The organism is Acinetobacter sp. P8-3-8, assembly GCF_000214135.1.
In the GTDB taxonomy this organism is placed as follows: domain Bacteria; phylum Pseudomonadota; class Gammaproteobacteria; order Pseudomonadales; family Moraxellaceae; genus Acinetobacter.
The window spans coordinates 131,218-154,188 of the sequence record NZ_AFIE01000002.1 but is presented as its reverse complement, the minus strand read 5'-3'; the positions used below and the strand labels follow the sequence as shown (position 1 = coordinate 154,188).

Sequence of the window (22,971 nt, the reverse complement as noted above, 5' to 3'; positions counted from 1 at the left end):
AATTTATTTCATTAGGCGTTGTAAAATTGTATTTTTTCAATTTAATGAATCATTTATGAACGATTAATAGATGAAGCCTTGCTAATCATTAGCTTAAGCAAAGCAATACAACTCATTTTATTCACATTGCACTAAAAAATAGATTTAGATGAAATAATGAGTGAAGTGCAATAACACTGTCATATTTCACTGCAATAATAAACGCAATAAGAAAAATACAAAAAAGACTACAAGAACGACAGTATTTAAATAATGATAATTCAGCGTAATCAGGCTAAAAAACCATGGTCTACCCACTTTTAAAGAAAAGTGGGTTTTCTTTTTTAGCGCTAATCGGGGAATAACTAGACAAATGAGTGATTTTTTATCTTTCAACAATGTAAAAAGATGATATAAATAAAAATAAAGTGCATATGAAAAAGGAGTGCGTTATATGAAAACTACAGTTAAGTATGTTGTCCTTAAAAGTAGAGAATACCAACTTGGCACACCTTTATTTGAAGAAAGTATAGAAGCCGATGCAAATTATTTCGATCAAATTCCAAATATAATTCATTATCAAAATCATGATTTTAAAGTTAAATCCAAAGAATTAACCCGTAAACAAATTTATGATGATTTTGAAGAATTTCAAACGATATTGGTTAAAGTTATTGCAATTTAAATAGAACTATTCAATCTAAAATGTTTGATTGAATACTCATCTAAAACGATAAAAAACCCACTTTATAAAGTGGGTTTTTAAATTGATCATTGAGTTTATTTAGAATTACTGTTTAACAATCAAAACAGGTAATTGTGTATGATTTAAAACATCTTGGGCGAAGCTACCAAGGAAAAACTTTTGGAAGCCTTTTCTACCATGAGAACCAATCACGATCAGATCAGTTTTTAATTCTTCAGCAGTTGCTACCACTGTTTCAGCAGAAACAGCATCTTTAACCACTTGAGTGTTAATCGTAATCCCTTGCTGTTGTGCAATTTGTTCCGCTTTGACTAAAGATTCTTCAGCATTTTTAACAGCTTCCTTAACATAATCTTTCAACATTGCAGAAGTGTAGTAAAAGTCTGCTGCTGCAAACGGATCTTCAGATACAACACTAATTGCGGTTACTTGACTTCCAAATGTTTTGGCTATTTCGGCTGCATGGCGAATTGCAGAATAAGAAATATCAGAACCATCAATTGGAACAAGAATATGTTGGTATGACATGAGAAAATCTCCTGTTTATTTTCAATAAATCAAATGAATAATGACTAAAAACAATTAAAAATGAGAGACTAATCAATCTCATTGACTGATTTAATAATCAATACAGGTAAAGGACTGATGGATAATACCTCTTGCGCAACACTACCCAAGAAGAACTTTTTAAACCCTGTACGACCATGTGAACCCATCACAATTAAATCCGCATTCAACTCATCGGCTGCATTTAAAATACCTGTTGCAGGTGGTACCTCTCTGACAATTTTAGTATCGACAGCACTTACACCGTGATGGATTAAAGTTTCCTGAACATCTTTTAAACGATTAAGCGCATTTTGTTCAGCTTCCATCAAATATTGAGTAACAGCAGGCGCAACTTTATAAAAATCAACCCCTTTAAAAGGATCTACTGCAATTACACTGGTCACCGTTATTTTACAATTCAAAGCAATTGCCAATTTTTCTGCATGTGCTACAGCAGCATAGGAAATAGGAGAATCATCTATTGCAAGTAGGATGTGTTTATAAAGCATCATATTTCTCCTTAATTATTAATTGTTCAACTTATTTATTGATAGCACATTAAGCATTGTAGAACAATTCGAAATCTGAGTATTTTTTTGAACAAAATTGTAGTATTAGCATCGTTATGTGATATACACATACATTTTATATGGTTTTATTTTTGTATGTTTGAAAATATCAATTTTGAACCATGAAAATAGTTTTATCGATGTGAAACTTACCTAAAAATTGAACATAATTTTTACAAAAATATCGCATAAAAATTTCAGCTTCAACGATACAACTTTTACAATGACAACATATTTTATTGAGATAAATGATGAATCTATCTTTTTCAAAAATGATATCTAAATTGATCTCAACAATTTTTAAACCCCAAAATCAACCTTCAAACAATGATTTTGCAATTGCTGTAGACCAAGCACCGAATCAAAATATGGGTTATGCACAAGATACGGTGTATAAAATTAGTCAAAAAGGTATGCAGCTTATTTCTAACTTTGAAGGTCTTCGCTTGAATGCATATCAAGACAGCGTTGGCGTTTGGACAATTGGCTTTGGTACGACAGTTTTCCCACATGGAAAAAGTGTACAAGATGGTGATTGTTGTACAATTCAACAAGCTGAAGCTTATATGTTGCATGATTTAGCACGTTTTGAGAATGCTGTATCTAAAGTTGTAATCGTCCCATTACAACAACATCAGTTTGATGCACTGGTTTCATTGGCATATAACATTGGAATACGTGCTTTTCAGAATTCAACCTTAGTCAAGCTTTTAAATACAGGAGATTATCTCGCTGCGAGTCAACAATTTGATGTGTGGATTAAAGCGGGCGGGCGGACAGTTCAAGGTTTGGTTAATCGTCGTGCTATAGAAAAAACGTTATTTTTGGGGAAACATGTACAAAATACATTCCATGAATAAAGAAAGAAGTAGAAATAATCCTTGATAAATATAATTTTAAGCCTCTTTTACCTCGGTATGAAAAGCAGATAAACCTTTACCAATTTCAACTTTGACTTCCTTAGGGTTTAAAGGTGTAGAACATTCAGAACAAATCATAACAGGGTGAAATTTATGACCACAGCTTTTATGAATATAGTCTATAGGTGCGCCCAACCCTTTATCCATATAAGTATCGCCCCAATGAATAATACTCATCAAAATAGGGTATAGATCTAGCCCTTTTTGCGTTAAACGGTACTCAAAACGTTTTTGTGTTTCGGTATATGGCGCTTTATATAAAATTTCTTCTTGAACAAGTGTATTCAAGCGATCCGTTAAAACATGGCGAGTGACACCTAAATTTTTATGAAAGTCATCAAATCTACGAATCCCTAAAAAAGCATTACGGATAATCATCATTGACCAAGTATCACCGATCACGGATAACGTGCGTGCAACTGAGCAAGGTTGATTGCCTATATCTGCTATTTTCATAAAAACAAATGATTCCTGATCAAATTTAGAGAAAACGTATCTGTAAAAATACTAAATGAAAGCCCATAACTTGTATAGCTATAAACACTCGAACTTTTTAAAGTTCTGTTTAAAGTTCTGAGCTTGCATTGATTAAAAACATTAAAAAAGAATAGAAGTGATAGAAATTGCTGAGAAATACAGACAAAAGTTATCAACTGGACGAAATCACTCTATAATACCGCCAATCTTTTCTTAAGTCAGTCACACCCATCGACCAATTTGGTTGGTGAATGACTTTATTTATTTTTAAATCAATTTCTGATCCGTGATTCGGCTTATTGATTAATATTTTGAATTTTATGTGTTTATTGTTTTCACATAAGAATATCTAGGTGCCAGCATGGAAATCAAAGTTAATTATCTCGACAATCTTCGCCAAGAAGCCAAGTTCGATGATTTTACAGTTATTGCAGATCAGCCGATCCGCTATAAAGGCGATGGCTCAGCACCCGGTCCATTTGACTATTTCCTCGCTTCATCTGCTTTATGTGCTGCTTATTTTGTCAAAGTGTATTGTGCTGCACGAGATATCTCGACTGACAATATTCGTTTGTCACAAAACAATATTGTAGATCCTGAAAATCGCTATAAGCAGATTTTTAAAATTCAGATTGAGTTGCCAGCAGATATTTCTGATAAAGATCGCCAAGGTATTTTACGTTCAATCGACCGTTGTACAGTCAAGAAAGTGATCCAAACTGGCCCTGAATTTATTATTGAAGAAGTAGAAAGCATCGATGCCGATGCGCAAGCTTTGCTGATGCCTAATTTAGCATCGGAAAGTACCACGTTTATTGCAGGTAAAGATTTACCATTAGAAGAAACCATTGCCAATATGTCGAGTATTTTGGCCGGTTTAGGCATGAAGATTGAAATTTCTTCATGGCGTAATATTGTGCCAAATGTGTGGTCATTACACATTCGTGATGCACAATCACCGATGTGTTTTACCAACGGTAAAGGGTCAACCAAAGAAAGTGCTTTAGCTTCCGCGTTGGGTGAGTTTATTGAGCGTTTAAACTGTAACTTTTTCTATAATGATCAGTTTTGGGGTCAAGAGATTGCCAATGCTGAATTTGTACATTATCCAGATGAAAAATGGTTTAAACCGGGTCCAAATGGTGAATTACCAAAAGAAATTTTGGATGAATATACTTTAGAAATTTATAACCCTGATGATGAGCTTTTAGGTACACATTTATACGACACCAATTCAGGCAATACTGAGCGTGGTATTTGTTCATTGCCGTTTGTACGTCAGTCTGACGGTGAGGTGGTGTATTTCCCATCAAACCTGATTGAAAACTTGTATTTAAGTAATGGTATGAGTGCGGGTAATACCTTAGCAGAAGCGCAAGTTCAATGTTTATCTGAAATTTTTGAACGTGCTGTAAAACGTGAGATTTTAGAAGGTGAAATTACACTACCTGATGTACCGGAAGAAGTTTTGGCAAAATACCCAAGTATTGTGGAAGGTATAAAAGGTTTAGAAGAACAAGGCTTTCCTGTCTTGGTGAAAGACGCTTCGCTCGGTGGTCAATATCCAGTGATGTGCGTGACTTTAATGAACCCACGTACAGGTGGTGTTTTTGCATCATTTGGCGCACATCCAAAATTAGAAGTCGCTTTAGAACGTAGCTTAACGGAATTATTGCAAGGTCGTAGTTTTGAAGGTTTAAATGATTTACCTAAACCTACATTCAGTAGTAATGCTGTCACTGAACCGAATAATTTTGTTGAACATTTTATTGATTCAAGCGGTGTGGTGTCTTGGCGTTTCTTTAGCGCTCAGTCTGATTATGAGTTTGTAGAATGGGACTTCACCAGTGAAGGTGAACATGCCAATGCTGAAGAAGCAGCAACGATGTTTGGCATTCTTGAAGAAATGGGCAAAGAAGTCTACATGGCGGTGTATCAGCACTTAGGTGCTACAGCTTGTCGTATTTTAGTCCCTGATTATTCAGAGATCTATTTGGTTGAAGATTTGATTTGGGACAATACCAATAAAGCTTTAGCTTTCCGTGAAGATATTTTGAATCTACACCGTTTAGACGATGAGCAGCTTGAAGCTTTAGCAGAACGTCTTGAAGAACTGGAAGTTGATGATTACACCGATATCGTGACTTTGATTGGTATCGAGTTTGATGATAATACTGTTTGGGGACAATTGACCATTCTTGAATTGAAGTTATTAATTTATATTGCCTTGCAAGCGTTCGAAGAAGCCAAAGAGCTTGTCGAAACATTCTTACAATACAACACCAATACGGTTGAGCGTGGTTTATTTTACCAATGTATGAATGTCGTCCTTGAAGTTGAATTAGATGATGAACTAGATCTGAATGACTATGAAACTAATTTCCGTCGTATGTTTGGTGATGAACGTATGGATGCCGTGATTGGTTCAATGGAAGGAAGCATTCGTTTCTATGGTTTAACTGAAACCAATATGCAACTTGAAGGCTTAGATCGTCATTTACGTTTAATTGAAAGTTATAAGAAACTTCATGCAGCACGTGCAAAAGCGGTTGGTTTATCGAGCTAAGTTCTATTTTCAGTTCATTTTGAAAGAAGATTGAATATATAAGGTACAGCATATAAAACGATGCTGTACCTTCATGCTATTTGGGAATGGGTTTGTAAAGCTTGGTGTGAACGTATTTTAAAATAATAGTGTTAAAATGGGTTAATATTTTAATAAAAACAATAGGTTAAATAACTTTATTTGAAAGTATAAAAAATTTTTAAATCAAAATGATCTTTTTGAATCAGCTTGAATTTCACTTAATACAATTCAGTTGTAATTTTGTAGGAATAGGGGGTTTCCCTTATTTAAATATGTTTTGAGACTAGCATATACTGAGTCAGACGGTTCGATACATTTAGTTAAAAATCATGAGTTAAAAACCACTGGAGTATAACAATGAGTGAATTAAGCAAAGCACCTACACCAGATACAGCAGAAGATAATGCATTTTTTCCATCCGCTTATTCTTTAAGCCAATATACGTCTTCAAAAACGGATTACGACGGTACAACTTATCCAAACCCTTATAAAGGTGGTAAAAAAATCTTGATGATTGCAACAGATGAACGTTATATCTTGATGCAAAATGAAAAGTTTTTCTCAACAGGCAATCATCCCGTTGAAATGTTATTACCGATGTTTCATTTAGATAATGCGGGTTTTGAGTTTGATATCGCCACATTATCGGGTAACCCTGTGAAACTTGAAATGTGGGCGATGCCGAAAGAAGAGCAAGTGGTTTTAGATACCTATGCTAAATATGCTGAACAACTCAAAAATCCATTAAAACTTGAAGATATTTTAGAACAAGCGATTGGTGAGAATTCTCCATACGCAGGTGTATTTATCCCAGGTGGTCATGGTGTGCTTGCAAAAATCCCTGAAAGTAAAACCGTGAAAGATGTTTTAAAATGGGCGCTTTCTCAAGATAAATATGTCATTACATTGTGTCATGGCCCAGCTTCTTTACTTGCAGCAGCGGTCGATGAAGCACCAGAAGATTATATTTTCAAAGATTATGAACTTTGTGTATTCCCAGATTCACTTGATTCAGGTCCAAACATTGAAATTGGTTATATGCCGGGTAAATTGCAATGGTTGGTTGGTGAAAATTTAGAAAAATTAGGCGTTAAAATATTAAATAAAGGCATTACAGGTCAGGTTCATAAAGACAGAAAGCTTTTGACTGGTGATAGTCCTTTGGCATCACACAACTTAGGTAAATTAGCTGCTGAAACATTATTGGCCGATCCTGATCTTGTATAAGGTCTTAGGTATCTATTAGGTGTATTTATTTAATAGATATCCATGATGAAAATTTATAGCCACTATTCAAAAATAGTGGCTATTTTTTAGGGTATGGACTTCATGGATGAATTGATTCAATAATCACATTTTTTATTTAAAAACTTTACTTAAAACAGTATTTAAAAAATGAGTCAGAGCTTTTATAGTAATGAAAGACATTTTAAGAACAATGCTTGTATGAAACTGCTTAAAGATCAATTTACTGAATTGTTATTTCAAACCATACAACAGCTCAGACAAGCACGTGAACTTGAAAATATATATGAAGTTTTTGTTGGTTTTGCTCATAAATTAAGCTTTGATCGAATCATTATTTGTAGTGTTTCACCTTATGATCAAGATGAATTAATTGACCAAATTTTCTTTACCTATGGCGATTGGGTAGATCAAAATAATATTGCAGAAAGGGACATGTATTTACGTAGATGTCCAATTACCAGCCATATTTTTGAATATGATGAACCTTTCTTTTGGGCGAAAACATACAATAAAGATACCAGTAAAGAAAGTTATCGTATTATTAAAAATTCACTGGATAAAGGTGATGTAAATGGTGTGCAAATTCCTATTTTCGGTCGTACAGGTCTAGAAGGTGCAATTTCTTTTGCAGGTGAAATTGTAGATATGAGTGCAGACTTTAGATTTATTTTACAGGCTGTTGCTACAGTCGCATTTCGTGAAATACAACGTAGAACTAAAATCCATAATATTGAAAATAAACGTATTTTAACGGGTCGAGAAAAAGAGGTTTTAAAATGGACGGCAATTGGGCGAAAGCATTCTGATATTGCTGAAATCCTTGAGATATCAGTAAGAACGGTCGAAAATCATTTACGCAATATCAGAAAAAGACTTGGTGTTAAATCCACAGCACAGGCTATTTCTTCAGCTTTAATCAGTAGAGAAATTGAATTATAAATATTTAATCACATGTATACGAATAAGTGATATTTTCTTGTTTGCAGTTTTTGTGTACCAAATTGAATAGAAATTATTTTTTAATTCGAGATATGCGATAGAAATACTTGTTCAATTTAAGAAAATTGTGAATACTCGTGCCCACAAAATTCAGGCTGTAAAATTTTCTTTTGGGGTTAGACAACGACTGTGAAAACGTATCCATTTTCTCGTTTACAAAAAGCATTATTGGCGGTTGGCTCATTTTCATGTCTAGGTCTAGGCTTAAGCCCTGTATTAGCCCATGCGGAAGTTGAAAATGATGCTCAACAGCTTCCTACGATTATCGTAACTGCTCAAAAAGCGCAAACTGCTTATTATCAACCCTTGGTGAATTTATCAGGTTTTACTCAGCAGAATATTGCTGAAATTCCTGCATCGATTAGCACAGTAACAGCGGAACGAATAGCAGATCAACATGCGAAAACACTCAGCGATGTAGTGAAAAACGATGCAGCTGTAGGTGATGGCTATGCACCGATTGGCTATTATCCAAACTTTGTCATGCGTGGTTTTGCTTTAAACCTAGGATCAAGCTATTTACTCAATGGTAATTTAATTCGAGGTGAGCAAAATGTGGCACTGGAAAATAAAGAACAAGTCGAAATTTTAAAGGGTATTAGTGCAATTCAAAGTGGTATGTCTACACCTGGTGGCGTGGTCAACTATGTAAGCAAACGCCCTAAAGATATTCGTTCGATTACGGTTGGAGCCGACAGTCATGGTGGTAATCGAGTAGCAGCTGATTTGGGTGGTTTATTCGGCGAAAACAAGCAATTTGGCTATCGAATGAATGTAGCTAAAGAAGAAATCCATCCTTATGTTGAACATGCTGATGGAAAGCGCTTGTTTGGATCTTTAGCTTTGGATTGGGATATCTCAGATCGCTCTAAACTAGAATTTGATATTGAATCACAACGTCAGCGTCAACGTTCAGTACCAGGCTATCAGCTGCTTGATGGTCAAAGTGTACCTAGCGATGTTGAGTGGGATCGTTTGCTAGGTTACCAAAGCTGGAGTAAGCCTGTAATTAATGAAAGCTTAAATGCGGACTTAAAATATAGCTATCAAATCAACGATCATTGGACAACGAACTTATCAGCATCACAAAGCCGTGTGGTGGTTGATGATTATTCAGCATTTGCATGGGGCTGTTACAGCACTGAGTGTCAGACTTCAGGCTTAGGTAATACTTTTGACCAAAATGGCAACTATGATATTTATGATTTCCGTAGCCCAGATGACAGTTACCTGACCAATCAATTTAAAGCAGGATTAAACGGTAAATTTAACATTGGAACATGGCAACATCATCTTAGTTTAGAATTATCACAAACTTATAAACGCCATGCACAACATGAGCCGATAAATGAACCTATTGGCTCGGGAAATATTTATAACGATCCTATACCTTATGCACCGACTGACCAAACCTTAGGCAATCGCTACAAATCATTAGACAGCCAACAAACTGCCTTGAATATATTAGATCAGATTGATTTTAATGATACTTGGTCTGCTGTAGTAGGCGGTAAATTACTGCATTTAAATGAAGATGCCTATGCAGCTGACAGTACAAATATCCGTGATACCAATTTTAATCGCTTTTTGCCACAATTGGCTGTGATGTATCAACCGTGGGAACATACTCATCTCTATGCTTCTTATGCCAAAGGGTTGAGTGATGGTGGTCAGGCGCCGTGGTTTGCTTATGGTAATGAAGATAAAGGGATCGAAGGCAATGCTTATGCAACTTTAGCGCCTATTCATTCAACTCAATACGAATTGGGTATTAAACAACAGTGGCAAGCAATGTTATTTACAGCTGCCTTGTTTGATTTAAAACAAGATCATCAGTACACCAATGCTGACAATTATTTTTTAACCGAAGGTGAACAGCATAACCTTGGTCTGGAATTGGGTTTACAAGGTCGTTTGGCTCAAAATTTAGATATAACATCTACATTGGCATTGATTCGTTCACGACTAACAGATATTCAGACGGCTGAATATGAGGATCACCAAACTCAAAATGTGCCTAAAGTACGTTTTGCCAGTCATGTGTCTTATCAAGTACCGCAAGTGGATGGATTGCGTTTATTGGCAGGTATACAGTACAGCAGTAGTAAGTATGCCAATAAATCAGGTACTGCCAAAGTAGAGGGTTATACCTTATTTGATGCAGGGGCTGCCTATAATTTCCGTGCTTATGGTAATGACAATACGCTTCGATTCAATATTGATAATTTGTTTAATAAAAAATATTGGCGCGATACAGGTAGTTTCTTCGGAGATGATTATCTGTTCCTTGGTACACCACGCACAGCGCAATTTTCATGGACGATGGATTTTTAATCTATTCATTTAGATTGTGTTATACAAGACTGTCTAAGTTAGCTTAGGCAGTTTTAGTTTTAGGTCTTTTTAAAAATAAAGGATGTTACAAATGCGTAATACTGAACATGTACCTAATATTTGTCTAAACATGATTGTTAAAAATGAAAGTGAAATTATTGTAGAAGCCTTTGATAATATAAGAAAATATATTGATATATCATTGTTTATTATTTGCGATACGGGTTCGAGTGACGATACTATTGCAGTAATGAAAAACTATTTCGATTCAAATCAGCTTCAGTACGAAATTTATAGTGATGAGTGGATAGATTTTGAATACAACAGAAATCTTGCTTTAAAACGTTGTGCAGATAAAAGTGATTATATTTTATTCTTCGATGCTGATGATCGATTCAATGGTGAGCTAAGATTACCTGAATTAACAGCTGATATTTATGAAATAAAATATAGAAGTGCTCATGATCATGGTTTCTATCACTTTAAAAGAAATCTAATTAAGAATACTGTTGGACATTGGGTTGGGGTCTTACATGAGTCTATCGTTGCGAATAATAACAATTTGAGCTCCGTGACTATTGATGGAGATTATTTTGTTCAAACTGGTCATTTTGGAAATCGGAATAAAAATCCAAATAAATATTTAGATGATGCACTGGTTTTAGAAAATGCATTTAATAAGGAAAAGGATTCATCATCTTTTAAAGCAAGGTATGCACACTATTGTGCTACATCATACTTCAGCCACGGCGACTATATAAAAGCCATAGAGTGGTTTAAAATAAGAATAAGTCTTTCAAATATTTCTAACGATAAAAATGAAGAATATCTTGCATATCGATATTTAGGTGATACATATAAAATTCAAGAAAATTATACAAGTGCATTACATACATGGTTGATAGGCTGGAATGCGCACCCAAGCAAAGCTGAACTATTATATGAAGTAAGCAAATTATATGCAGAAATGAATAATTATCTTTTGGCCTATAAAGTAGCAATGTGGGGTGAGCATCTATGTAATACAGATATTAATAATTCATATTGCTATGAGCAAAACATTTATAAATATGGATTAAATTATCAAATTTCAAAATATGGTCTTTTATATCACTATTTTAATGACGCTTTCAAAGCATTGCTTCGGATGATTAAAGAGCCTTTTTATTCAGCAGAACTTGTGGATCATATTATAGAATCCTTTTATTTCATCATTCAGAATAGTAATATTCACAACTATCCTGCTGATGAAATTGCTTCATTAACTCACTATGTCTTGTTAAATAAGTGTTCAAATGAAAAACTTCGTGATGAGATACTTTTGGCGGTAAAGATACAATAATTTTAAATGTCATACTTATTTCATAACCCTTTATTGATTCATTAAACTTACACAAAAGCCAGTTGTGACATTTACGTTTGTTGAATAGCGATAAGGTTTAAAACTAAATTGTATACTTCAGTTATTGGGGAACAGCCAAAAGATGAATATATTGATTTTTATATAAGAATAACATGAGTTATTTTCATTATTCGTGATGTTAAAAGCTTTATGATTTAAACCATGGTTATCGTTACAAAGTGGAAATTCTTTATATCAGGACATCCAAAACAAGCATACTTTTTTTATTGCATCTAAATTGTGCATTTGAATTACAGCTTTCTATGGTCACTATACATATATTTGAAGATATATTGATTGCTTAACTATTTTATTTTTGATGTATTTATAGTTATCTTAATATTTAAATTAAGATAATATTTTCAATAACTTAATCAATAAAAACAACCAAATTAGCTAAAGATATTGTAGTCAACTTTCTGCTTTTTATTTTGAATAAATACAGCAGGATTGTTATAAGTGAAATTTACTCATCTTGGTGTTAGATAAAATCATTTTTATTCATGTATCGATTCGGGTATAAATCTCTACATCAAGAAATTCCGGTTTTATTGCAAAAAATAGGGTAGAGATCGCCATGAGTACAGAGTTTGCATGTTCAATTAAACGCATTCGTTTTGATGAAAACTATCAACCAGCAGATAACACACGCTTAACAACTAACTTTGCTAATTTGGCGCGTGGTGAAAGTCGTGAACAGAACCTACGCAATACGCTCCGAATGATCAATAATCGTTTCAATGCCTTAGCACAATCAGACAACCCAAATGGTGATCGCTATTCACTTGAAATCGATATTATTTCTGCGAATTTGGATATTGAAGGCAATGGTCAAGCTTTCCCGATCATTGAAATGCTGAAAAGTACAATTACAGATCATCACACCAATCAACGTATCGAAGGCATGATTGGAAATAGTTTCTCATCTTATGTACGTGACTACGATTTTAGTGTGGTGTTAAAAGAACACAATCAAGCGAGTTCAACATCGTATGCACCTGAAGGTTTTGGTGATTTACATGGCAAGCTTTATCAATACCTTGTGAATTCAGAGACTTTTAAAGCAGAGTTTAATCAACAGCCTGCGATTTGTTTAAGTGTTTCAACGGCGAAGAAATATCATCGTACTGCCAATGAGCATCCTGTTTTAGGTGTGGAGTATAAACAAGATGAATACTCTCGTACCGATGAGTATTTCCATAAAATGGGTTTACAGGTTCGCTTTTTCATGCCGAAAGGTAGCGTTGCACCGTTAGCGTTCTATTTTGCAGGTGATTTACTGCATGATTACAGTGACTTTGAGCTCATCAGTGCGATTAGCACCATGGAAACATTCCAAAAGATTTATCGTCCTGAAATTTACAATGCAAATTCATCAGCAGCACAAGTGTATCAAGCAAGTTTGGAGTATCCAGATTACTCATTAACACGAATCGTTTATGACCGTGTTGAACGTGGTCAATTGGCAGTAAAACAAGGTAAATGGACGGAAGAAAACTTTATCAAGCCTTATCAAAACATCCTTGAGCAATGGGCTGCGAATTACACCGTAAACAGTAACGCTGCTTAATTGACCTGAAATTGATACCTGAAATAGATAATAGAGATAGAAGATTTAAAATGGCAATTTTATTACCAACATCAACGGCTGGCAGTTTACCTAAACCATCTTGGCTTGCAGAGCCAGAAAAGCTTTGGTCACCTTGGAAATTAGAGGGTGAGGCATTACTTGAAGCAAAACAAGACGCTTTACGTTTGTCATTGCAAGAACAGCAACATGCAGGCATTAATATCGTCAGTGATGGCGAGCAAACCCGTCAACATTTTGTTACCACATTTATTGAACACCTTGACGGTGTTGACTTTGAGAAACGTGAAACGGTGCGTATCCGTAATCGTTATGATGCAAGTGTGCCCTCAGTGGTAGGTGCTGTTTCTCGTCAAAAGCCTGTTTTTGTTGAAGATGCTAAGTTTTTGCGTAGTCAAACAACACAACCAATTAAATGGGCATTGCCTGGACCAATGACCATGATTGATACACTATATGATGGTCACTACAAAAGCCGTGAAAAACTGGCTTGGGAATTTGCCAAAATTCTCAATCAAGAAGCGAGAGAATTAGAAGCTGCGGGTGTGGATATTATCCAGTTTGATGAGCCCGCGTTTAATGTGTTCTTTGATGAAGTAAATGATTGGGGGGTTGCAACGCTTGAACGAGCACTTGAAGGGCTTAAATGTGAAACTGCGGTTCATATTTGCTATGGCTATGGCATCAAAGCCAATACAGATTGGAAAAAGACTTTAGGTTCAGAATGGCGTCAATATGAAGAGGCATTCCCTAAACTTCAAAAGTCTAAGATCGATATTATCTCACTCGAATGTCAAAACTCTCGTGTGCCAATGGATCTGATTGAACTGATCCGCGGCAAAAAAGTCATGGTTGGTGCGATTGATGTGGCAACCAATACCATTGAGACACCTGAGCAAGTTGCAGATACGCTACGCAAAGCACTTCAGTTTGTCGATGCTGATAAACTTTATCCTTCGACCAATTGCGGTATGGCGCCTTTGGCTCGTGAAGTGGCAAGAGGCAAGCTCAATGCTTTAAGTGCAGGTGCAGAAATCATCCGTAGAGAACTTTCGGTTTAGTGATTTAGCAAAAATACTTAGCCAAGTAGTGGTGTGTAAAGGGTTACGTTTTTGATTGAATATTATTCACAATCAAGCAAGTAGCCCTGACTCCCAAACGGACATATCTTTACTACTACACTACTACTCCATTCATTCTCAAGATATATATGCCTGCGAAACGAAATCGTGTGGAATATAAAAATACAGAAATATGTATAGTTTCATATAGGAACTTAGGAACAAAGTGATGGTTGAAGCAACAGACTTTAAAAATGCAATGTCTTTGTTAACAAGTGCAGTCAATGTGGTGACCACAGCAGGGGCATCAGGTCGTCATGGATTCACTGCATCCGCCGTGTGTAGCGTTACGGATACACCGCCGACATTATTGGTTTGTATGAATAAAGCTTCTAGATCACATGAATATTTTGTAGAAAATAAAATTTTAACGGTGAATGTTTTGGGTTCACAGCATGAGGATATCTCTAACGTATTTTCTTCTAAAATGAGTTCAGAACAACGGTTTAAACACGGTGTTTGGACGGAATTAAAAACAGGTGCGCCCGTTTTAAGGGATGCTTTGGTGAATTTTGATTGTGCAATTGATCAAATTCAAGCGGTTGGAACGCATACTATTTTTATTTGTCGTATTGTCGCAATTCGACAAAGCCAGCATGAACATGGTCTGGTTTATTTTAATCGTGCTTATCATCAGGTAGGTGAAGTAGAAGCCGCTTAAATCAATGTCTTTAATATGGAATAAATTTTTTAACAAATCAACAGTAATCTATACTCACCATCCTTTTCGACAGGTGCTCGATGAACACAGGGTAAGACTTTTTGTGTAGGATGATCTACCGCCAAGCGCCAAAGATGACCTAAGCCTAAATTCATAGGTTTTGCGTTGGGTTTAGGCTGATAATGCAAATCAAAAAAATATTCTTCTAGGAAATTTTCAAATTCAGCTTCTGGGCCATCATGTAGTTCTTTGAGTTTTTCCCTGATCTTGGGAATCAAAACTTTTTGCTCTACTTGATCATTAGGCACGATATCACTTGCAGCGCCGTGGTAGGTACATAAGAAAGTATCTGTTTCGATGGGTGAGCGGTCAATATGAAACGAGTATACATCTGTTGAAATGAAGTCTAGCTCGTCATCACGCTCATAACATTTCAGTAAGTTAAGTGCAGGGGATGCGCCAAAATCGGTTAATAGCAGTATATCGTTTAGAATAATTTCTCTTGCTAAATTTCCTTGTTCTGAAAGCTTTAATGCTAAAAGATCTTCAATAGAAACTTCTGTAATATTCTCTTTTAACTCAAGTTTAGCCACAATTTCTTTAAAATCACCAATCAAATCTCTATGCCAGCAAATTGCATTCATTTCTCCTTGAAATTTGGAGTTTACAAGTTCAGAGAAAGTAGAAACCACTCCAATTTGGGCGTTGTCAGAAAACGGATTTTTCATATGAGAATTAGATCATAAACAGGGCTTAATCATAACACTTAGCCTTAGGCATGTAGCGGTCTGATTTCTGCATAACTTTTTATTATGTTACTTGGAATACTCAGCAACGTGAATTATGATTGCAGCGATTCACTTTACTGAACTGTAGCTACAAACAGGTTGTGTAGGCTACAGTCTCAGATATTCTATTTAACATAAAATGAAGTTATGCGACTTCAGAATGACTTTGAATGATTTAATCTATGAAAGAAGTTGGGAAGCTTAAGTATATAGCTTTATCTAAAGAGTCTGATATATCAGACTTAGTCAGGTTCTCTCTATATCTTTCTAAAAAGTTTAATGAATTTGAGATGGTTGATTTTTTAACTAATGAACTAAATGGCTATCCAGAATTCCCATTCCCACCTTTTTATAGAGTTATATCTGGAGTTTGGAAAATAAGAAGAAATATGGGAGCCTCGATAACAGTTGAGTTTCCTCATAATTTAGAACATTTAAACTCTAAAATTATTCGTGATGGCGTTTCGAATATTTTTTCTTGTCTTGAACGTTCTGGTGAATATATATTTTTAAGGCAAGATAAGAAAGCGATCGATCAAGAATTGCGTAGATGTATAAAAAAGCAGAATCCCTCTTTGGCTAATAATCCAATTTATCTTGCTGTTCATAAGTCTGAATTTTCAAACATACTTGAACAAGTTCGAAATAAAATTTTGGATTGGATTTTTGAACTGGAAAATAAAGGTATATTTGGTGATGAAATAGAATCAAAGGAATCTGTGATTATGCAAAATAATTTCATTCAAAATGGTAATGGTAATAATCAAGCGAATGTGATTGAAAGCCCGAACTCTACAGTAAACCAAACATTAAACAATATGTTTAAAGGCGATTTTAACTATTTAGCTTCTAACTTAAGAAGTCATGGTGTTGAAGACGCTGATATTCAAGAACTACAAACTATCATCGATGTTACGCCTTTACCACAATCACCAAGCGAATATAGCCCTGATCTAAAGGGTTGGATGTCAAAAATGCTCGGTAAGTCTATTGATGGTACTTGGCAAGTTGCTGTAGGTAGTCTTCTTGCTACAGGTCTTCAACAGTATTTTGGAATTTTAGGTTAATAAAAAAGAGTCCACGCTTTCTAATAGTGGACTCTAGTCTCAAATTTAAGACTCGTGAGTAAAAAATTAGTGATATATAAAATCAAGTAGCTGAACATGATCAATACAATCTAAACTTGATATCAGCCACTTATATAAATCTATTCATATTCTTTACGAAGACTCAATGAAAGCTCATCCCAACGTTGTATCGCTGCGTCCATCGCTTGCATTTTGACATGACCAAAACCTCGTACATCTGCTGGTAATTGAGCGATTTGCTCAGCAACAGATAAGTCATAATTTTCAGGTGCAGAGCTGATGGCTTTCACAAAAGTAATATAACGATCACGCCAAGCATGTTCTTTTTGACGTTCTTGCTGTAAAGCAAATGGATCAAGGAAAGTCTCTCTAAGCCACTGTAGACGAGCAAGAATCATCATCGGAATACGCATCCAATATCCGAAAGCACGTTTGCGTATGGTACCATGAGCACCCAAAGCAGGAGGTGCTAAGTGATAGGTTAAATGTAGACCTTGACCAAACTGCGTTTCGATTGATTGTTTAAAGCTTTTTCCTGTGAGTAAACGCGCAACTTCGTATTCATCTTTATACGCCATGACTCTATATAGCTGTGTCGCAATGGTTCCAGTTAATTCTTCGGGTAAAACTTTGGCAGCTTGTTTCACCAGAGTTCGATACTGAGTTGCATAATCTTGATTCCAATACTCAACCAAACGAGCAGAACGATCTTCAATGAGTTCAGCCAGCGTGGTTGGTTTATTCGTTGTCGGTATGGTTGCAATAATTCGTTTGGCTAAGTCAGGATCACTCATGAGATGGCAACCGATGCGGAAAGCTTCAAGGTTTTTTTCAGTAGCTGTACCATTCAAATGGATTGCTTTCTCAATACTTTCACGTTTCAATGGAATTTGACCTGCTTGCCAAGCCATGCCAAGTAAGATCTGATTTGCAAAGATTGCATCGCCCAGAACTTGTGTGGCAATACGTGTTACAGGTAAAGATGTAAGTTTTCCTTGAGTCGTTTTACTACGAAGTCGATGAATCAAATCTGTAATTGGCGCATACCAATCACGAGACTCAAGGAAATCAGAAGTAGGGGAACCATCTTCATTGACAATGACAACAGCATCAGCTTTTAAACGAGAAAGTGCCGCATTACTGCCTGCAACAATCGCATCTGCACCGATTAAAAGATCACATTGTCCCGCAGGGATTTTGGTTGCGGAGATTTGCTCATCTTCTGTAGCGAGTTGTATGTAGGAATAAACCGTACCACCTTTTTGAGCAAGTCCAGCCATATCCATGATACGTGTAGCTTTACCTTCCAAATGAGCAGCCATTCCCAATAAAGCACCCGCTGTAACTACACCTGTACCACCAACACCGCCGACCAATATACGGATGGGCTTTTGATCAAGTTCAGGAAGGATAGGCTTTTCTGGCCAGCCAGCTTCTATACCTTTGAATATTTCTGGACGTTTCATATCGCGGGTATGGACTGTGACAAAACTTGGACAGAAACCTTCGACACAAGAAGAGTCTTTGTTACAACTGCTTTGATTAATTTGACGTTTGGTTCCTAATACGGTTTCAACAGGTTCAATTGACAAACAGTTCGATTGTTTAGAACAGTCACCGCAACCTTCACAAATTTCACTATTGATAAAAACTCGTTCTGCAACATCAGGATAAGCATTGCGTTTACGGCGACGACGTTTTTCACTGGCACAGGTTTGAACATAAATTAACGCCGTAACCCCAGAAATCTCACGTAATTTGCGTTGGACATCATCTAATTCATTTCTGTGGTAAATCTCGACGTGAGACGCAATACCTTCTTCGGCATGAATCAGCTCAGGTTCATCCGTGACGATGACTTGTTTTGTGATGCCTTCAGCATCCAATTGTCGTGTTAACTGTGCCACGCTCAGATGACCATCGACATGTTGTCCACCTGTCATTGCCACTGCATCGTTATAGAGAATTTTGTAGGTCATATTGAGTTTTGCAGCGATCGCTTGGCGTATAGCAAGATAACCTGAATGAAAATAGGTTCCATCGCCTAGATTGGCAAAAATATGCTTTTCATTGGTGAAATGAGAAGCACCCGCCCAACTCACACCTTCACCACCCATTTGCGTGAACGTTTCTGTTTCATGATTCTGTAACACGGCAATATAATGACAACCAATCCCGCCCAGTGCACGACTGCCTTCGGGTAACTTAGTTGATGAGTTGTGAGGGCAGCCGCTACAAAAGAAAGGTTTACGTTCTGCAATATCCAAAATACGCCGTGACTCGTGCTCTGCTTTTTGTAACAGCTCAAGTCTATTTTGAATTTGCGTTTTTAATCTTTCTGGAAGATCTAATTTTAAGAATCGAGCTGCCAACATTTTTGCAATCGGTTCAGGTTGGAATTCATAGTGACCAATCAAAGGTGCTTCATCAATCGATGTACTCCATTCACCTTTTCCATCACTCGCTTTACCGATGATACGCGGGCGTTTTCCATCTGGAAGTGCATAGAGTTCATCTTTGATTTGTGCTTCAAGAATAGGGCGTTTTTCTTCTACAACGATCAGTTCTTCTAAACCTTCGACAAATTCACGCAGACCTTGCGGTTCTAAAGGCCAAATTAAAGCAACTTGATACACTCTTAATCCAAGCTGTTGCGCTGTTTCACCTTCAATTCCGAGAATGCGTAAGGCTTCAATCGTATCTAAATAACCTTTACCACTTGCGGCAATACCAATACGCGCATCAGGACAATGCCATGTCACCTGATTCAATTGATTTTCACGTGCATAAGCCAAGACAGCGGGTAAGCGATATTGATAAAGGCGTTCTTCTTGTTGAATGCCGTGATCTGGCCAACGAATATTGACACCATCTACAGGCATTTGCACATTTTTGGGTAAAACAGGAGTGACTCGATCTAAATCCACATGAACAGAAGCTGAGGTTTCGACAACTTCACTGACCAATTTCATCGACGTCCATACACCCGCAAAGCGTGACAGGGCGACCGCATGCGCGCCTAAATCTAGAATTTGTTGTATTGAAGTCGGGTAAAAGATTGGAATGCCACAACCGATCATGACATGTTCTGATTGGTGAGGAATACTTGAAGATTTACAAGAGTGATCATCGCCAAAGAAGGCAACCACACCACCTCGCTCTGATGTTCCTGCAAGATTAGCATGACGGAGAACATCTCCAGAACGATCCACACCAGGGCCTTTGCCATACCACCATGCGGTCACGCCATCATATTTACCTTGACCTGCGAGATTGGCTTGTTGGGTACCCCAAATTGCAGTAGCAGCGAGATCTTCATTTACGCCAGGTTGAAAAACAACATGATGGTCTTTGAGTATGCCTTCAACTTGCCAGAGAAAATTATCATAGTTTCCTACAGGGGAACCACGATAACCAGAAATAAAACCAGCAGTATGATAACCGTTTAACGTATCCCGCCGTGTTTGTGCGAGTGGTAGACGCACCATGGCTTGGATACCTGTCATGTAAGCAGTACCGTCATCACTCAGATATTTATCTTCAAGTGATACATCCTTGGTTGGAATTTTATTTGGAGTAAATTTTGTCGCTATATTCATTTATGTCTCCTTAGAATTTTGTAGATCGAGCTACTTTCTTTTTTCAACATCCGGTTGAATATTTGGAGTAAATGGCATACTGAGGAAAAGATTGATCAGTTCAACTTAAGATAATGAAACTGTTCAAAGTATGTACATTAATGTCATTGTGGTTGATCCATACTGGTGCAACAATGCGTAATTTAGAAAAAGATATTTACGTTATGCGCAAAAATCTTGATGGTGGATTACTACATGCAATGCATGCTTTCCTAAAAGTCATTGATAGTGGAAGTTTTACCGCTGCCGCAGAGCAGATGGAACTGACAACAGCGCAAGTATCCCGACTCATTAGCGAGTTAGAAGGGCGTTTAGGTACAAAATTACTACAACGATCTACGAGACAGCATGCATTGACCGATATAGGTGCAACTTATGCAGAGCAATGTCGTCAAGTGCTTGCAATGGTAGAAGAAACTGAAACTCAAGCAATGGGAATGGCAAGCAAACCGCAGGGGCGCTTACGTGTTTTAAGTATGGTCAGTTTTGGTCATCATTATGTGTCCCCGATACTGGCTGAGTTCTGCCAAACCTATCCAGAGCTTACGGTTGAATACCGTACTTCGCAAAATGTACCTGATCTTTTAGGAAAAGGAATTGATGTTAGTTTATATCTTACCGAATCTTTGACTGACTCAAGATTTGTTGCACGTCGAATTGGAACAATATTTTCATTACTTTGCGCATCACCAGCTTATTTAGAAAAATATGGCGAACCGAAATCATTAGACGATTTACAAAAACATGCATGTTTAAGATTGGTGAACCCATCTATTACACCGCAATGGCATCTGGTAAGTGAAAATAGTTGTTCGTATCAAATCGATATTACAGGGCCATTGATTGCAGATACACCAGAACTATTACTGGACATGGTACAGCAAGACATGGGGATTGCATTGCTTCCAACCTTTGCTGTGATTGAGGCTGTACGCACTGGACGATTACGTCGCATCTTAGCAGACTGGAGATCACCTGATATTGGCGTTTATACTTTATTGCCATCACGTCATTTTATTGATGCTAAGACAAGAGCATGGTTAACGTGGGTTGAACAGCATATTTCGCCTAAAATTCAGAGTGATACAGACTATTTTTTATAATATTAATCCGTTTTTTTACATAAATTTATTTTATAAGCCATTGTTTTAAATGAAAATCATACAGGTAGTTATAATCAAGTATTAATTCTCAAGGGAAATCTCGAGATCACAACTATAATAGATTGATTAATGTAGAGTTTCACAATCTATGAGGAAAATTTTCGATCAATCAAAAATCGTCCATGAAAACATAAATAAGATAGTGGGTCGTTGTGGCTGAACGTAGATATGAATGAATTGTTTGGCCAATTCAAGGCAGATAAAGTTTCTAAGATTAAATTAGAAAATCGAGTGTTGGCATAACCAATATGTGACAGGGCAGTCGGCAAAGGTGTTCAGTACGGTCATTTTATCTTGGACATGTTGAATCGATAAAACGTTGTGATGGACAAAATAAGAAAGATTAAAACTTACTCAAAGTACTCCTGTTAAATATACATACAGAGTAGCTGCTGATCATATTGAAAAAATCATAATCTTGTACTAATATAAGTACAAGTATTTGTACCTAAGTAAGGTGTATAAATGAAAGTTGTGACCTATTCTGATCTGCGAAAGAACTTAGCAAATGTACTTGATGGTGTTATAGATGATCACTCTCCTGTACTTGTCACAAGGCAAAACAATCAAACGGCTGTATTGATTAGCCTAGATGATTTTAATGCCTATGAAGAAACAGCTCATCTACTTAAAAGCCCAGCAAACGCAAAAAGATTACGTGACTCAATTGCTCAGATTGAAGCAGGTAAAACCATTAGCCGTGAGCTGATTGAAGAATGATTTTAAGTTGGACTGATGAAGCTTGGGATGATTATTTATACTGGCAATCTACAGATAAACAAACACTTAAAAGAATTAATGCGCTAATTAAAGAAATTAAACGATCACCATTTGATGGTATGGGCAAACCTGAGCCCCTTAAACATGACTTATCAGGATATTGGTCAAGGCGCATTGATAAGGAAAATCGGATTGTTTATAAGGTGGCTTCCGATTCAATTATCATTGCTATGTGTCGTTATCATTATAATTAAGCAAGTAAATACACCATAAAAGTTCATAGTGGTAAATAAATCTTTATGGTGTTGTTCAGTTTCAAAGTCACATCCTAGCGATTATAGTAAAGATCAATTTCGTTTTTAATTATTCTCATCAATGATTTAAACGCAAAGCATCGACTAGTAAAAAGAATAAGAGTGCGTATTCACATCAAC

The 22,971-nt window shown here is 36.4% G+C and carries 19 protein-coding genes; 14 read left to right on the top strand and 5 right to left on the bottom strand.

All coding sequences use genetic code 11. The features are described 5' to 3' along the window. Positions 1 to 433 precede the first annotated feature (433 nt). Positions 434 to 664 carry a hypothetical protein gene (locus GGG_RS0101880; RefSeq protein ID WP_010111614.1) on the top strand — a complete coding sequence of 77 codons (231 nt, stop codon included), beginning with the start codon at positions 434 to 436 and terminating at the stop codon, positions 662 to 664. Between the two features lie 105 nt (positions 665 to 769). On the opposite strand, the gene GGG_RS0101875 is transcribed toward GGG_RS0101880, so the two are convergent. Both GGG_RS0101875 and GGG_RS0101870 read right to left on the bottom strand, forming a co-directional pair. Beyond that, positions 770 to 1,213, bottom strand: coding sequence for a universal stress protein (locus GGG_RS0101875; protein ID WP_010111613.1), 444 nt, complete (start codon positions 1,211 to 1,213; stop codon positions 770 to 772). A 68-nt stretch (positions 1,214 to 1,281) separates the two neighbouring features. Next, complete coding sequence (locus GGG_RS0101870) at positions 1,282 to 1,743, bottom strand: universal stress protein (RefSeq protein WP_010111612.1); 462 nt, start codon at positions 1,741 to 1,743, stop codon at positions 1,282 to 1,284. Positions 1,744 to 2,075: 332 nt separating this feature from the next. Here GGG_RS0101870 and GGG_RS0101865 point away from each other — a divergent pair, with 332 nt between their 5' ends. After that, positions 2,076 to 2,663 carry a lysozyme gene (locus tag GGG_RS0101865; protein WP_029574399.1) on the top strand — a complete coding sequence of 196 codons (588 nt, stop codon included), beginning with the start codon at positions 2,076 to 2,078 and terminating at the stop codon, positions 2,661 to 2,663. Between the two features lie 36 nt (positions 2,664 to 2,699). Here the strand turns inward: GGG_RS0101865 and GGG_RS0101860 are convergent, their stop codons facing one another. Beyond that, positions 2,700 to 3,179 carry a helix-turn-helix domain-containing protein gene (locus GGG_RS0101860; protein ID WP_010111610.1) on the bottom strand — a complete coding sequence of 160 codons (480 nt, stop codon included), beginning with the start codon at positions 3,177 to 3,179 and terminating at the stop codon, positions 2,700 to 2,702. 382 nt (positions 3,180 to 3,561) lie between these two features. Here GGG_RS0101860 and GGG_RS0101855 point away from each other — a divergent pair, with 382 nt between their 5' ends. From GGG_RS0101855 to GGG_RS0101820, 8 genes are all read left to right on the top strand, one after another. Next, positions 3,562 to 5,766: an OsmC domain/YcaO domain-containing protein gene (locus GGG_RS0101855; RefSeq protein WP_010111609.1), complete on the top strand. Its 2,205-nt coding sequence runs from the start codon at positions 3,562 to 3,564 to the stop codon at positions 5,764 to 5,766. A 378-nt stretch (positions 5,767 to 6,144) separates the two neighbouring features. Beyond that, complete coding sequence (hchA, locus tag GGG_RS0101850; protein WP_010111607.1) at positions 6,145 to 7,014, top strand: glyoxalase III HchA; 870 nt, start codon at positions 6,145 to 6,147, stop codon at positions 7,012 to 7,014. Positions 7,015 to 7,233: 219 nt separating this feature from the next. Next, positions 7,234 to 7,974, top strand: coding sequence for a PA1136 family autoinducer-binding transcriptional regulator (locus tag GGG_RS0101845; RefSeq protein WP_010111605.1), 741 nt, complete (start codon positions 7,234 to 7,236; stop codon positions 7,972 to 7,974). Positions 7,975 to 8,163: 189 nt separating this feature from the next. Beyond that, positions 8,164 to 10,368: a TonB-dependent siderophore receptor gene (locus GGG_RS0101840; protein ID WP_010111603.1), complete on the top strand. Its 2,205-nt coding sequence runs from the start codon at positions 8,164 to 8,166 to the stop codon at positions 10,366 to 10,368. 91 nt (positions 10,369 to 10,459) lie between these two features. Further along, entirely contained in the window at positions 10,460 to 11,710 is a 1,251-nt protein-coding gene (locus GGG_RS20395; protein ID WP_010111601.1) for a glycosyltransferase, read from the top strand. Positions 11,711 to 12,347: 637 nt separating this feature from the next. Continuing rightward, positions 12,348 to 13,340, top strand: coding sequence for a DUF1852 domain-containing protein (locus GGG_RS0101830; protein ID WP_010111599.1), 993 nt, complete (start codon positions 12,348 to 12,350; stop codon positions 13,338 to 13,340). Positions 13,341 to 13,390: 50 nt separating this feature from the next. Next, entirely contained in the window at positions 13,391 to 14,419 is a 1,029-nt protein-coding gene (locus tag GGG_RS0101825) for a methionine synthase (protein ID WP_010111597.1), read from the top strand. 229 nt (positions 14,420 to 14,648) lie between these two features. After that, the gene (locus GGG_RS0101820) at positions 14,649 to 15,140 is read left to right on the top strand and encodes a flavin reductase (RefSeq protein ID WP_010111595.1); all 492 of its coding nucleotides are present in this window, start codon (positions 14,649 to 14,651) and stop codon (positions 15,138 to 15,140) included. Positions 15,141 to 15,169: 29 nt separating this feature from the next. On the opposite strand, the gene GGG_RS0101815 is transcribed toward GGG_RS0101820, so the two are convergent. Continuing rightward, positions 15,170 to 15,868, bottom strand: a complete 699-nt coding sequence (locus GGG_RS0101815; protein WP_029574397.1) for a DUF1826 domain-containing protein — start codon at positions 15,866 to 15,868, stop codon at positions 15,170 to 15,172. A 242-nt stretch (positions 15,869 to 16,110) separates the two neighbouring features. Here GGG_RS0101815 and GGG_RS0101810 point away from each other — a divergent pair, with 242 nt between their 5' ends. After that, positions 16,111 to 16,995 (top strand): hypothetical protein, encoded by an 885-nt coding sequence (locus GGG_RS0101810; protein WP_010111589.1) that lies wholly within the window; start codon positions 16,111 to 16,113, stop codon positions 16,993 to 16,995. 140 nt (positions 16,996 to 17,135) lie between these two features. On the opposite strand, the gene GGG_RS0101805 is transcribed toward GGG_RS0101810, so the two are convergent. Continuing rightward, entirely contained in the window at positions 17,136 to 20,615 is a 3,480-nt protein-coding gene (locus GGG_RS0101805) for an indolepyruvate ferredoxin oxidoreductase family protein (protein WP_010111587.1), read from the bottom strand. A gap of 203 nt (positions 20,616 to 20,818) precedes the next feature. Here GGG_RS0101805 and GGG_RS0101800 point away from each other — a divergent pair, with 203 nt between their 5' ends. From GGG_RS0101800 to GGG_RS0101790, 3 genes are all read left to right on the top strand, one after another. Then, positions 20,819 to 21,757, top strand: coding sequence for a LysR family transcriptional regulator (locus tag GGG_RS0101800; RefSeq protein WP_010111586.1), 939 nt, complete (start codon positions 20,819 to 20,821; stop codon positions 21,755 to 21,757). 525 nt (positions 21,758 to 22,282) lie between these two features. Continuing rightward, positions 22,283 to 22,537 carry a type II toxin-antitoxin system Phd/YefM family antitoxin gene (locus GGG_RS0101795; protein ID WP_010111585.1) on the top strand — a complete coding sequence of 85 codons (255 nt, stop codon included), beginning with the start codon at positions 22,283 to 22,285 and terminating at the stop codon, positions 22,535 to 22,537. Beyond that, positions 22,534 to 22,791 carry a Txe/YoeB family addiction module toxin gene (locus tag GGG_RS0101790; protein WP_010111584.1) on the top strand — a complete coding sequence of 86 codons (258 nt, stop codon included), beginning with the start codon at positions 22,534 to 22,536 and terminating at the stop codon, positions 22,789 to 22,791. The genes GGG_RS0101795 and GGG_RS0101790 overlap by 4 nt, the downstream gene beginning before the upstream one ends. Positions 22,792 to 22,971 lie beyond the last annotated feature (180 nt).